This is a genomic window from Shinella sp. WSD5-1 (assembly GCF_963942435.1).
Taxonomy (GTDB): domain Bacteria; phylum Pseudomonadota; class Alphaproteobacteria; order Rhizobiales; family Rhizobiaceae; genus Shinella; species Shinella yambaruensis.
The window spans coordinates 3,280,848-3,293,200 of the sequence record NZ_OZ012596.1; the positions used below are offsets into that span (position 1 = coordinate 3,280,848).

A 12,353-nucleotide genomic window follows, 5' to 3' on the forward strand; every position below is an offset into this window, starting at 1 on the left:
GCAGTCGTGGCGAGTGAAGCCCGCGGCGCGGCCAGACCGCATTGTCAGCGCGAGGAGAATTTTCGACATGGCAGACCGCATCATCGTCTACTGGCGCGACATCCCCGCCCAGGTCATCATCAAGAAGGGCCGCACGAGCGCCAAGCGGGAACTGTCGCTGCGCTTCACCGAGGCGATCGACATGTGCGCCATGCGCACCGGCGCGGCCGAAACGGACGACTACCTCGCCGAATGGCGCAAGGCCGATCCCGTTCCGGTCTCCGACGACCTGGAGGCGGAAGCCGACAGGGCCGCGGCCGAGCTGGAAGCCGCCTATGACCGCGAGCGGCTCGTCGCCCTCGTCAAGGCCGGAGGCCGCGACAATGGCTGACGCCGTCCAGAAACCGGGCAATGCCGCCCCCGCCAAGAAGGCCGCCACCGGCGCCTTCACCCCGGCCGGTGTGTCGCCGAGCCGCCGGGCCCGGCACAAATACACCGTCCGCCTGTGGGCCGTGCGCCATTCCCGCTTCTTCGAGTGGTTCTACCACCGCTTCGCCCAGGGCTTCCTGCTGCTGCACCCCGTCTGGAAGCTTCTCGGCTACCAGCGCGTCGAGCGGCCGATCACCTTCGTCGAACGCCATGTGAAGGGTTTTCTCTTCGACTGTCGCATGTGCGGCCAATGCGCGCTGTCGTCCACGGGCATGTCCTGCCCGATGAACTGTCCCAAGCAGCTTCGCAACGGCCCCTGCGGCGGCGTTCGCGCCAACGGCAATTGCGAAGTGGAGCCGGACATGCCCTGCGTCTGGGTCCAGGCCTGGAAGGGATCGCAGAACATGGCGAAGGGGGATGCCATCATGAACGTGCAGAAACCGGTGAACCAGTCGCTGCGCGAAACCTCCTCCTGGCTGCGCGTGACGGCCGAGGCTGCCGCGGCCAGGGAAGCCGCCGCTGCCGGAAAGGACGCCTGATCCATGGCGCATATCGATGAAAACCCGCTCGGCCCGCACCTGCCGCTCGATCCCCTGCCCGGCCATTCCTCGCTCGGCCGGCTGGAGCGCGTGCTGCGCCGCGGCGAATTCGCCGTCACGACGGAACTCAACCCGCCCGACAGCGCCAATCCGGAAGACGTCTACGAGCGCGCCGCGGTCTTCGACGGCTGGGTGGATGGCATCAACGCGGTCGATGCGTCGGGCGCCAACTGCCACATGTCCTCCGTCGGCATCTGCGCGCTGCTCACCCGCATGGGCTATGCGCCGATCATGCAGATCGCCTGCCGCGACAAGAACCGAATCGCCATCCAGGGCGACGTGCTCGGCGGCGCGGCCATGGGCGTGTGCAACATCATGTGCCTGACCGGCGACGGCGTGCAGGCCGGCGACCAACCCGGCGCAAAGCCGGTCTTCGACCTCGACTGCATGTCGCTGCTCGAGACCGTGCGCATCATGCGCGACAATTCGAAGTTCCTCTCCGGCCGCAAGCTGACGACGCCGCCGAAGGTCTTCCTCGGCGCGGCGATCAACCCCTTCGCCCCGCCCTACGACTTCCGCCCCTATCGCCTCGCCAAGAAGATCGAGGCCGGCGCGCAGTTCGTGCAGAGCCAGTACTGCTTCGACGTGCCGATGTTCCGCGAATACATGAAGAAGGTGCGCGACCTCGGCCTCGACGAGAAATGCTACATCCTCGTCGGCGTCGGCCCGATGGCCTCGGCCAAGACGGCGAAGTGGATCCGCTCCAACGTGCCGGGCATCCACATTCCCGATTCCGTCATCGCGCGGCTCGAGGGCGCCCAGGACCAGAAGAAGGAAGGCAAGCAGCTCTGCATCGACATCATCAACGAGGTGAAGGAGATCGAGGGCGTTTCCGGCATTCACGTCATGGCCTACCGGCAGGAGGAATATGTCGCGGAGATCGTGCATGATTCCGGCGTGCTGAAGGGCCGCCAGCCCTGGAAGCGCGAGCCGAACCCGGTCGACCAGCTCGTTGCCGAACGCATCGAAAGGACCCGCCAGGGCGTCGAACAGAACCAGCAGCAGATGGCCGAGACCGCCGCCCATCATCCCCATTGACCGGAAGACGAACGCCTATGTTGGAGATATCCCCCTCATCCGCCTGCCGGCACCTTCTCCCCCAGGGGGAGAAGGTGGCCCGATGGGCCGGATGAGGGGGCTTCCTCTCCGCCCGCCGCCAGCATTGCAACACCGGAAATCGCGCGCTAGACCAGACCCAGCGCCCCGCCCCAGAGGACCCTATATGACACGCACCATCGTCGCCTCGGCCACCCGCGAAATCGTCATCGGTTTCGACCAGCCCTTCTGCGTCATCGGCGAACGCATCAACCCGACCGGCCGCAAGAAGCTGGCCGCGGAAATGCAGGCCGGCAATTTCGAGACCGTCATCAAGGACGCGCTGGAACAGGTCGCCGCCGGCGCCACCATGCTCGACATCAATGCGGGCGTGACCTCGGTCAACCCGAACGAGACGGAGCCGGGCCTTCTGGTGCAGACGCTGGAGATCGTCCAGGGCCTCGTCGATATCCCGCTCGCCATCGACTCGTCGGTCACGGCCGCCATCGAGGCCGGCCTGAAGGTCGCCAAGGGCCGCCCGCTGGTCAACTCCGTCACCGGCGAGGAGGAGAAGCTCGAAGCCATCCTGCCGCTCGTCAAGAAGTACGACGTGCCGGTCGTCGCGATCTCCAACGACGAGACCGGTATCTCCATGGACCCGGACGTGCGTTTCGCCGTCGCCAAGAAGATCGTCGAGCGCGCCATGGACCACGGCATCAAGCCGCACGACATCGTCGTCGACCCGCTCGTCATGCCGATCGGGGCGCTTGGCGATGCCGGCCGCCAGGTCTTCCAGCTGCTCTATCGCCTGCGCAACGAGCTGAAGGTCAACACGACCTGCGGCCTTTCCAACATCTCCTTCGGCCTGCCGCACCGCCACGGCATCAATGCCGGCTTCATCCCCATGGTCATCGGCGCCGGCATGACCTCGGCCATCATGAACCCCTGCCGCCCGCAGGAAATGGAGGCCGTGCGCGCCGCCAACGTGCTCAACGGCACGGATGCCAACTGCACCAACTGGATCATGACCTACCGCGACCACAAGCCCGCCGAAGGCGGCGCCGTCGCGGCCGCATCCGCAGCACCGGCAGCCGGCGGCGGTCGCCGTGGCGGCCGCGCAGCCCGCGCCGGCGCCGGCGCGGCGCGAGAATAACGTGGCCGGCAGGCGCCAGCTTCGTCGCGACGCCTTCAGCCTCTGGCTGGAGGCGCCTCTCGTGATCGCCATGCGCTGCCACGAGATGCAGATGGCGGCGCTGACGGGATCGACGCAGAACACCGCCGAGATGACCCGGATGGTCACCGAAAAGATGGCTGCCACGGCGGAAAGCGTCGTGGCAGCCAATTTTGCTGTTGCCAAGGCCATGATGACGGCGGCCTCGCCCGAAGCCACGGCCCGCGCCGTCTCCGAAGCCGCGCTGAAACCCTATGGCAAGCGCGTGCGCCGCAATGTGCGACGTCTCTCGGCCAAGAAGGGCTGAGATGCGCCGCTTGACGCCCAAGAGAAAGTACGACCGATGCGCATCGAAGGTGAGAACGAGACCAACATGACGGAAGCTTCGGCAAAGGAACCGTTCGTCCTCTTCATGCCCTCGGGCAAGCGCGGCCGCTTCCCGGTCGGCACGCCGGTCCTGGAAGCCGCGCGCAAGCTGGGCGTCTATGTCGAGAGCGTCTGCGGCGGACGCGCGACCTGCGGGCGCTGTCAGATCGAGGTGCAGGAAGGCAATTTCGCCAAGCACAAGATCGTCTCCTCGCTCGACCATATCTCGGAAAAGGGGCCGAAGGAGGAGCGCTACGAGAAGATCCGCGGCCTGCCGGAAGGCCGCCGCCTCTCCTGTTCCGCCCTCATCCTCGGCGACCTCGTCGTCGACGTGCCGCAGGACACCGTCATCAACGCGCAGGTCGTGCGCAAGGCCGCGACGGATCGCGTCATCGAGCGCAACGCCGCCATCCAGCTCTGCTATGTCGAGGTGGACGAGCCGGACATGCACAAGCCGCTCGGCGACCTCGACCGCCTGAAGGTGATGCTGGAGAAGGACTGGGGCTGGAAGGACCTGCTCATCGCCCCCCACCTCATCCCGCAGGTGCAGTCGATCCTGCGCAAGGGCAACTGGGGCGTCACCGCCGCCATCCACCGCGACATGGATTCATCGCGCCCCTTCATCGTCGCCCTCTATCCGGGCCTCAAGAACGAGGCCTACGGCATCGCCTGCGACATCGGCTCGACGACCATCGCCATGCATCTCGTCTCGCTGCTGTCGGGCCGCATCGTCGCCTCTTCCGGCACGTCCAACCCGCAGATCCGCTTCGGCGAAGACCTGATGAGCCGCGTCTCCTACGTCATGATGAACCCGGACGGCCGGGAAGCCATGACGAAGGCGGTGCGCGAGGCCGTCAACGGCCTGATCGGCAAGGTCTGCGCCGAAGGCGAGGTCGACCGGCACGACATCCTCGACATGGTGTTCGTCGCCAACCCCATCATGCACCACCTCTTCCTCGGCATCGACCCGACGGAGCTCGGCCAGGCGCCCTTCGCGCTCGCCGTGTCGGGCGCGCTGCAATACTGGGCGCATGAACTCGACATCGAGGTGAACCGCGGCGCCCGGCTCTACACCCTGCCCTGCATCGCCGGCCATGTCGGTGCGGATGCCGCTGGCGCGACCCTCGCCGAGGGCCCCTATCGGCAGGATCGCATGATGCTGCTGGTCGATGTCGGCACCAATGCGGAGATCGTGCTCGGCAACAGGAACCGCGTCGTTGCCGCCTCCTCGCCCACGGGACCTGCCTTCGAGGGCGCGGAAATCTCCTCCGGCCAGCGCGCCGCCCCGGGCGCGATAGAGCGCGTGCGCATCGATCCCGCGACGCTGGAGCCGCGCTTCCGCGTCATCGGCGTCGACAAGTGGTCGGACGAGGACGGTTTCGCCGAGGCCGCCGCCAGCGTCGGCGTCACCGGCATCTGCGGCTCGGCGATCATCGAGGTCGTCGCGGAAATGTATCTCTCCGGCATCATCTCCGAGGACGGCGTGGTCGATGGCGCGATGGCGGAGAGGAGCCCGCGCATCCTTCAGAACGGCCGTACCTTCTCCTATCTCCTGCACGACGGCGAACCGCGCATCACCGTGACGCAGAACGACATCCGCGCCATCCAGCTCGCCAAATCCGCGCTCTATGCCGGCATCAAGCTGCTCATGGAAAAGCAGGGCATCGACCATGTCGACACGATCCGCTTCGCCGGCGCCTTCGGTTCCTTCATCGATCCGAAATACGCCATGGTGCTCGGCCTCATCCCGGACTGCGACCTCGACGAGGTGAAGGCCGTCGGCAATGCCGCCGGCACGGGCGCGCTCATGGCCCTCCTCAACCGCGACCACCGCCGCGAGATCGAGCGCACCGTGGCCCGCATCGAGAAGATCGAGACGGCGCTGGAGCCCAGCTTCCAGCAGCTCTTCGTCAACGCCATGGCGCTGCCCAACAAGGTGGACCCCTTCCCGGAGCTTGCCAAGGTGGTGACCCTGCCGGAGCGCAAGGTGCTGGCCGACGACGGCGGCGGCGAAGGTGGCGGGCGGCGCAGGCGGCGCAGCAGGGAATAGCGGCGGCCTCCGGGCTCGGAGTTGCCCCCCTCTGCCCTGCCGGGCATCTCCCCCACGAGGGGGGAGATTGGATGGAGCAGCGTTTCGCCCATCTTGAGCGATGCGATTTAAGCAAGGTGCCCGACTCCTGCCGATCTCCCCCCTTGTGGGGGAGATGCCCGGCAGGGCAGAGAGGGGTATCAGCCGCCCCTGTCTCAGCAGGCGACCTGCAGCATGTCCATCGGCCGGCGCTCGATGCGGGCGAAGGCGGCGCGGATATAGTCCGCCACGGCGAGCGCCGGCGTCTCGGCCTCCTCGTTGACGACGAGGCCGATCAGGTAGTGGCCGAGATCCGGCAGGCCGTCCTTCTCGCCGAGCGCCACCATGTCGTCCCCCACCAGGAAGCGCGCCAGCGGCGCGACCGCGAGGTCCGCCCGGATCGCGGCGCGCTGGCCCATGTGATGGGCACAGAAATAGGCGACGCGGAAATCGCGGCCCGAACGGCTCAGCTCCTCCAGCGCCCGCGCACGCCAGATGCAGCCCTCTTCCCAGACCGATACCGGCAGCGGGTTCTTCAGATGCGCATTGCCGCAGTTCTTGCCGGCCCAGACGAGCTGTTCCTTGAGCAGGACCTCGCCCGGAACGGGGATCGTGCCGTCGGTGGCATTGAAGATGGCAAGGTCGAGCCGCCGCTCGGCGACGGCGCGGCGCAGGTTGCCGCTCGTCTCGATCGACACGTTGACGGCGATCGACGGATAGGTCTCGGCAAAGCGGCGCAGCACTTCCGGCAGGATGAGCTCGCCGACGTCGTCCGGCGCGCCGAGCCGCACCACGCCGTTCATTTCCGGCATCATGAAGCGCGACACCGCCTCGTTGCTGAGCGCGATCAGGCGGCGCGCATAGGAGAGCAGCACCTCGCCATGATGCGTCAGCACCACGGAGCGCGCATCGCGGCGGAACAGCGTGCAGCCGAGCAGTTCTTCCAGCTTCTTGATCTGCATGGAGACGGCGGACGGCGTGCGGTGCACCGTCTCGGCGGCGGTGGTGAAGTTGCCGGTCTCGGCAATCGCCACGAAGGTTTTCAGGATGTCGAGTTCCAGCAAGGGGAGCGTCTGGCGCATCAGCAGGTTCATGCCTACCTCCATGGATCAGAAAATCTGAAGCAAACTGTCACTTCATTTCGTTTGATTGAAAACCGAGATGGGCGGATAGTCAACCTCACAAGCCAACGAGTGAAAGGAAAAACGCCATGGATACGCAGAAATCATACGCGAACGGCGCCGATCTCGCCGTTACGGTTCGTGGAAACGGATTTTACTACGCAATACGGCGCTTCGTGGGCGACGCGATCGAAGCCCGCCGCCGGCGCAATGCGGCCCGCCACACGGCCGAGGAACTGGCGCAGCTGCCGCCCTACCTCAAGGACGACATCAACTGGCCGGCCGTTGCCAACCATGAGGAACACTGATCAATCCAATCAAATATATTCGTTTGATTGATGCATGAGGTTACGACATAGTCACGATCAAGGTCGCGACCTTTCGAAACCTCCCAAGCTCGAAAGGACCCTGAAATGGCAATAGCATTGGAACATCGTCCGGTACGGCGTGCGTCTGGCACCCGTCACGCCGGCAGCCTGTCCCGTCCCGTCCGGGATGCCTTCGAACGGATCGTCTCCGCTTGGCGGCGCTATCGCACCGAGCGCGAGCTGGAAGGCCTGTCCTTCGACCAGCGCAAGGACATAGGCTTCCGTTCGTGGGACAAGACCACACGATGACGGACGACTGTAGCGGCAACCCGCCAAAGGAAGACGACGCCGAACACCGCCGGAGCTGACGTCAAACGTCCCTCCGGCGGTTTTTTTTCATGGCCGCAGGATCGGCACCTTTGGCGCCACCGTTTCCGGCAGGATGCCCGTCACCCGCGGATCGTCGAAGACCTCCACCTGACGCTTCACGGGCGTGAAGCCGGAGCGGATATAGAATGACAGGGCCTGCGGCGCGTCGAGCGTGCAGGTATGCACCCAGAAGCGGCGGATCGGCGGATGTCCCTCCCGCGACCAGGCCCGCGCGATCGCCCGGTTCATCAGCCAGCGCCCCGTTCCATTGCCGATGATCGCCGGCGTCAGGCCGAAGAAGGCGAGCTCGCAGACGCCCGCCTCGCGAAAATCCAGCTCCAGCAGCCCCTCGCCCCGCCCGTCCTTCATCACGGCATGGACCTCGACATCCGGGTGATGGAGGATTTCGGCGAGATCGGCCTCGGCCATGGCAAGGCGCGAGGCCCAGAGCCATTCGGCACCGATGCGGCCGTAGAGGTCGCGATACCAGGCGATCTCCGGCCGGGCGATGCGCTCGAGCGTGATGCCGGCCTGTTCGGGATCGGCGCGCTCGGGCGGCGGTGCCCGCATTTCAAGGCAGGTCACCACGGCGGCGAGCTTGCCCGCCGGCACATCCGAATATCCATCTGGCAGCATCGACATCACCCTGCAAAAATCCTGCTTCCTATGTCGCGAGGCGGGCGTGGTTGTCAAACGGAACGACGCGGTTCCCGTGTATCGGGGCAAGCTGTCGCAATCGGACGATGCCGGCGGCAGGGTCGCAAATGTGCAAGTGCGAAGGCATGGACACAATTCCGCCGGAAGGCACTGGCATTTCAGCGATACGCAGTGGGATTCAGTCGTAACCATCCCTTTCGGTGTCGCAAAAATACTAGCGCGCCTGCCGGACAGCCTGCAACGATTGCGACATCGCGCCTCCAGCATGGACACTCCGATGAACAAGCCAAACGTCAAGAAGCGCTCTCTCGTCTTCTTCCTGGTGCCCAACTTCTCCATGCTGCCCTTCTCGGCGGCGATCGAGACCCTGCGCATCGCCAACCGCATGCTCGGCTACGAGGCCTATACCTGGCGTCTCGCCTCGACGGACGGCCAGCAGGTGCTCTCCTCCAGCGGCATCGGCATCGAGGTGAACTCCTCGCTCGCCGACGAGCGCAAATATCTCGGCGGCGAGAACCGCCCCTCCATGGTGCTGGTCTGTTCCGGCATCTATGTCGAGGACTTCTCCAACAAGTCGGTCAATGCCTGGCTGCGCGAGGTCTACAACCGCGGCATCGCCGTCGGCTCGCTGTGCACCGGTGCCCATGTGCTCGCCCAGGCGGGCCTGCTCACCGGCAAGCGCTGCGCGATCCACTGGGAGAACCTGCCGGGCTTCGCCGAAGCCTTCCCGCAGGCCGACGTCTATGCCGACCTCTACGAGATCGACAGCAACATCTATACCTGTGCCGGCGGCACCGCATCGCTCGACATGATGCTGAACCTGATCGACCAGGATTTCGGCGAGAACCTCGTCAACCGCGTCTGCGAACAGGCGCTGACCGACCGCGTGCGCGGGCCGCACGACCGCCAGCGCCTGCCGCTGCGCGCCCGCCTCGGCGTGCAGAACGCCAAGGTGCTGTCGATCATCGAACTGATGGAGAGCAACCTCTCCGAGCCGCTGTCGCTGCTGGAGATCGCCGACAGCGCGGACCTCTCGCGCCGGCAGATCGAGCGGCTGTTCCGCCAGGAGATGGGCCGCTCGCCCGCCCGCTACTATCTCGAGATCCGGCTTGACCGGGCGCGCCACCTGCTCGTGCAATCCTCGATGCCGGTGGTGGAAGTGGCGGTCGCCTGCGGCTTCGTCTCCGCCTCGCACTTCTCCAAGTGTTACCGCGAACTCTACAACCGCTCGCCCCAGCAGGAGCGCGCCGAGCGCAAGCTGACGCTGTCGGCCATCGCCCGCTGATCGATTAGAGCAGTTCCAGCAAAAGTGCGAAGCGGTTTTGCGTCCGGAACTACGGCGAAACAAGAGGATGGAGCTTTTTCGCGATCCGGAGAAAAGCGGAAACGCTCCAGGCCCCGCCGCGGCGGGGCTCAGCTTGCCAGCGCGCTCATCAGCGACAGTTCGGAGAAGACCCGGTTCCGGCCGGCATGCTTGGCCATGTAGAGGAACTGGTCGGCGGCGTTCAGGTAGTTGTCGAAGGTTTCCCGGCCGGAAATCGCCGCAAGGCCGGCGGAGACGGTGATCGTCAGGGGCTCGCCGTCCGCATTGATCGGCTGGGCCGCCAGCTCCAGGCGCAGCCGCTCGCAATAGTCCAGCGCCCCTTCCAGTTCCAGGCCGTGGAAGATGATGCCGAACTCCTCCCCGCCGAGCCGCGCCAGGAGGTGGCGGTCGCCGACCCGGTGCTTGAGCCGGCGCGAGACGGCCTTCAGCACGATGTCGCCGACTTCATGACCATAGGTGTCGTTGAGGCGCTTGAAATGGTCGATGTCGAGGATGGCGATCGACATGGGCTCGCCCCGGCGCAGCGCCTGGTCGACGAGCCGCGGCCCCGCCTCGAAGAAGTAGCGGCGGTTGTAGATGTCGGTGAGATAGTCTCGCGCGGCGATGCGGTGCAGCGACTGCACGCGCTTCTGGATCGCCGCGACGTGGAAGATGCGGCTGTTGAACTCTTCGACGAGGAACGGCTTCTGGATGTATTCATCGCCGCCGGCGCGCAGGAAGCGGGCGGCCACCATGCGGTCTTCCGAGGTCGACAGGCCGACGACCCGCACGGCATCGTCGCCATGGCGCTGGCGGATCTCGTTCAGGAGGTCGAAGCCGTCCATGTCGGCAAGTGCGAGATCGCAGACCACCATGTCGATGCCGCCATGCGAATCAAGCGCATCGAGCGCCGCCGCCCCGCTTTCGACCGCGATGATCTGGAAGCGTTGCTTGGCGATCAGGTTCACCTGCCGCTGCAGGCTCTCCGGGTCGGAATCGACGACGAGCACCTGCGTCTTGCCGCTCGTCAGAATGCGGTCGACGGCGAGCACCAGCTGCTGGATCGCCGACGGATTGTCCTTGACGACATAGTCCAGCACGTTCTTCGCGAGGATCTGGTCCCGGGTCGCATCGCTGAAGGAGCCGGTGAAGACCAGCGGCGCAATGCCCTTCGAGATCACATAGTCGAGCGCTTCGCAGTTCGGCGCGTCGGGCAGGTTGAGGTCGAGCACGGCCAGCACGAATTCCGGCGCATCGCCCTGGAAGATCGCCCGGACCGCGGCCATGCTGGAACAATGGGTGACGCAAAGGCCGAGCTCCCGCTCGAGCCGGTACTTGAGCGCGGTGGAGAACATGCGCGAGTCCTCCACGAGCAGCACCTGCTGGCCGGAATGGCGCAAGAATGCAGGCCCTCGCTGCGGATTTGTATCCACTCCCACGTCGTCCAGTACCCTGATGATGTTCCGGTCTGGAACGCATTACAAACCACCGGTTTTACCAACTGGTTAATCCGGGAAGAAATATCTCACGCTACGTAAGGGACATATCCGGGTGAATCACGAAAATCCTGTGGAGAATCAGGCCGTCAGGCGCCGCTGGGTCGTCTTGATCTGGGTCAGCGTGTCGAGGTTCTGATTAACGCGGCAGTAGAATTCCTCGTCGATGAACGGGCGCATGATGAAATCGTTGCCGCCGGCCTTGAGGAAGCGGGCGGAAAGCAGGCGATCGGTGGAGGACGACACGCCGATGATGCGCAGCTGATGCGACCCGACCGTGCCGCGAATGCGCCGCGTCAACTCGAAACCGTCGATATCCGGCATGTTGTAGTCGGTGATCATCAGGCCGATATCGGGGTTCGCCTTCAGGAGGGCGAGCGCCGCCGAGCCGCTTTCCGCCGCGCTGACGCGGAAGTTGTAGCGCTTGAGGCGCGTCGTCAGCAACGCCCGGGCCGTCGCGCTGTCGTCGACGATCAGGACGTGGTGGTTGTGGTTGGTGAGGAAGCGGCAGACCGATTCGGCCAGCATGTCGACCGCGAAGATATTGTCCTTCAGGATGTAGTCGACGATCTCCTTGGACAGCAGCTGGTCGCGCGTCTTCTGCTGGAACGTGCCGGTGAAGACGATCGTCGGAATGCTGAGGTCGACCAGATAGTTCAGCGCCTCGCCGTTTTCGGCGCCCGGCAGATTGATGTTTGAGATCGCCAGCGTAATCTTCTCGCTGGACTTGTCATAGGCCAGTTCGATTTCCTCGAAGCTGCGGCAAATCTCCACGTCGATGTCGAAAAGCTCCTTCAGGCGCTTGGAGATCATGGATGTGAAGACATTCGAGTCCTCGGCAATAAGGATGCGGTGATGCGAGAGAGACGCGCCGGAATACTGCATCCCGGAAATGCCGACAAATGCCATGGATATGCCTTCGTAATAACGATGTTCCCCAGATTAAGACGTAGCCGCAACCCTTTGCGAAAGCGTTAAATTTAGAGGGCATGAAAAAGCGGTGGGCGGAACTCTTCCGCCCGGGCACAAGGCAGTCACGCAAAGAAAAGCGGCGCGGTTGATCTTCCGCGCCGCTGGAAATATCCGCCTCGAAGCTTACTTGACCGAAGCCGAGCCGCCTTGGATCTCGACATTCTCGCCGCCGTTCAGCGCGATCCGGTCACCGTTCGGCAGGGTGAGGAAGCAGCCGGACGGGCAGATCGTCTCCGTCGCGCCGGGCTCGAGCGCAACCTCCATGCGGCTGCCGCCCTCCACGATGACGAGCACCTGGGTGTCGCCGTCCTTGTTGGTCACCGAGGCCGCCATGGCCGGAGCGGACATCGCGGCCGACACCAGCAGCATCATGATCATTCGCTTCATCTCTGCCCGGCGCCTCGGCGCCGCCCCTGTTCACAAGCCCTTGCGGAACACTATCGTTCCGCGCCGGGATTTGCATGTGTTTTATGGGGAAAC

14 protein-coding genes are annotated in these 12,353 nt (G+C 65.0%); 9 read left to right on the forward strand and 5 right to left on the reverse strand.

Annotated elements, in window-relative coordinates:
* Window positions 1-67: 67 nt before the first annotated feature.
* The 6 genes from AABQ55_RS16180 (at window position 68) to AABQ55_RS16205 (ending at window position 5,629) form a co-directional block, all read left to right on the forward strand.
* Window positions 68-370 carry a virulence factor gene (locus AABQ55_RS16180; protein WP_064330369.1) on the forward strand — a complete coding sequence of 101 codons (303 nt, stop codon included), beginning with the start codon at window positions 68-70 and terminating at the stop codon, window positions 368-370.
* Window positions 363-947 carry a methylenetetrahydrofolate reductase C-terminal domain-containing protein gene (locus tag AABQ55_RS16185; protein WP_244769502.1) on the forward strand — a complete coding sequence of 195 codons (585 nt, stop codon included), beginning with the start codon at window positions 363-365 and terminating at the stop codon, window positions 945-947. Before AABQ55_RS16180 ends, AABQ55_RS16185 begins: the two co-directional genes overlap by 8 nt.
* Before the next feature lie 3 nt (window positions 948-950).
* The gene (locus AABQ55_RS16190) at window positions 951-2,045 is read left to right on the forward strand and encodes a methylenetetrahydrofolate reductase (protein ID WP_272805729.1); all 1,095 of its coding nucleotides are present in this window, start codon (window positions 951-953) and stop codon (window positions 2,043-2,045) included.
* A gap of 184 nt (window positions 2,046-2,229) precedes the next feature.
* Window positions 2,230-3,195 carry a methyltetrahydrofolate cobalamin methyltransferase gene (locus AABQ55_RS16195; protein WP_064330372.1) on the forward strand — a complete coding sequence of 322 codons (966 nt, stop codon included), beginning with the start codon at window positions 2,230-2,232 and terminating at the stop codon, window positions 3,193-3,195.
* A gap of 1 nt (window position 3,196) precedes the next feature.
* The gene (locus tag AABQ55_RS16200) at window positions 3,197-3,520 is read left to right on the forward strand and encodes a hypothetical protein (RefSeq protein WP_272805730.1); all 324 of its coding nucleotides are present in this window, start codon (window positions 3,197-3,199) and stop codon (window positions 3,518-3,520) included.
* Between the two features lie 36 nt (window positions 3,521-3,556).
* A complete protein-coding gene (locus tag AABQ55_RS16205; RefSeq protein ID WP_272805731.1) occupies window positions 3,557-5,629 on the forward strand; it encodes an ASKHA domain-containing protein in 2,073 nt (690 codons plus the stop codon).
* A gap of 194 nt (window positions 5,630-5,823) precedes the next feature.
* Here the strand turns inward: AABQ55_RS16205 and AABQ55_RS16210 are convergent, their stop codons facing one another.
* Window positions 5,824-6,741: a LysR family transcriptional regulator gene (locus AABQ55_RS16210; RefSeq protein WP_244769497.1), complete on the reverse strand. Its 918-nt coding sequence runs from the start codon at window positions 6,739-6,741 to the stop codon at window positions 5,824-5,826.
* Window positions 6,742-6,857: 116 nt separating this feature from the next.
* Here AABQ55_RS16210 and AABQ55_RS16215 point away from each other — a divergent pair, with 116 nt between their 5' ends.
* Together AABQ55_RS16215 and AABQ55_RS16220 are read left to right on the forward strand one after the other, a co-directional pair.
* Window positions 6,858-7,076, forward strand: coding sequence for a hypothetical protein (locus tag AABQ55_RS16215; RefSeq protein WP_272805732.1), 219 nt, complete (start codon window positions 6,858-6,860; stop codon window positions 7,074-7,076).
* Window positions 7,077-7,181: 105 nt separating this feature from the next.
* Window positions 7,182-7,385, forward strand: coding sequence for a hypothetical protein (locus tag AABQ55_RS16220; RefSeq protein WP_244769495.1), 204 nt, complete (start codon window positions 7,182-7,184; stop codon window positions 7,383-7,385).
* An 87-nt stretch (window positions 7,386-7,472) separates the two neighbouring features.
* Here the strand turns inward: AABQ55_RS16220 and AABQ55_RS16225 are convergent, their stop codons facing one another.
* Window positions 7,473-8,081 carry a GNAT family N-acetyltransferase gene (locus AABQ55_RS16225; RefSeq protein ID WP_288077890.1) on the reverse strand — a complete coding sequence of 203 codons (609 nt, stop codon included), beginning with the start codon at window positions 8,079-8,081 and terminating at the stop codon, window positions 7,473-7,475.
* Between the two features lie 298 nt (window positions 8,082-8,379).
* On the opposite strand from AABQ55_RS16225, the gene AABQ55_RS16230 reads away from it, so the two are divergent.
* Window positions 8,380-9,387, forward strand: coding sequence for a GlxA family transcriptional regulator (locus AABQ55_RS16230; protein WP_133032976.1), 1,008 nt, complete (start codon window positions 8,380-8,382; stop codon window positions 9,385-9,387).
* A 128-nt stretch (window positions 9,388-9,515) separates the two neighbouring features.
* Here the strand turns inward: AABQ55_RS16230 and AABQ55_RS16235 are convergent, their stop codons facing one another.
* The 3 genes from AABQ55_RS16235 to AABQ55_RS16245 all read right to left on the reverse strand — a co-directional run bounded on the left by AABQ55_RS16235 (window position 9,516) and on the right by AABQ55_RS16245 (window position 12,260).
* Window positions 9,516-10,805 carry a GGDEF domain-containing response regulator gene (locus tag AABQ55_RS16235; protein WP_272805734.1) on the reverse strand — a complete coding sequence of 430 codons (1,290 nt, stop codon included), beginning with the start codon at window positions 10,803-10,805 and terminating at the stop codon, window positions 9,516-9,518.
* A 177-nt stretch (window positions 10,806-10,982) separates the two neighbouring features.
* Complete coding sequence (locus tag AABQ55_RS16240) at window positions 10,983-11,810, reverse strand: response regulator (RefSeq protein WP_244769491.1); 828 nt, start codon at window positions 11,808-11,810, stop codon at window positions 10,983-10,985.
* A gap of 186 nt (window positions 11,811-11,996) precedes the next feature.
* Window positions 11,997-12,260, reverse strand: coding sequence for a hypothetical protein (locus tag AABQ55_RS16245; protein ID WP_244769490.1), 264 nt, complete (start codon window positions 12,258-12,260; stop codon window positions 11,997-11,999).
* Between the last annotated feature and the right edge of the window lie 93 nt (window positions 12,261-12,353).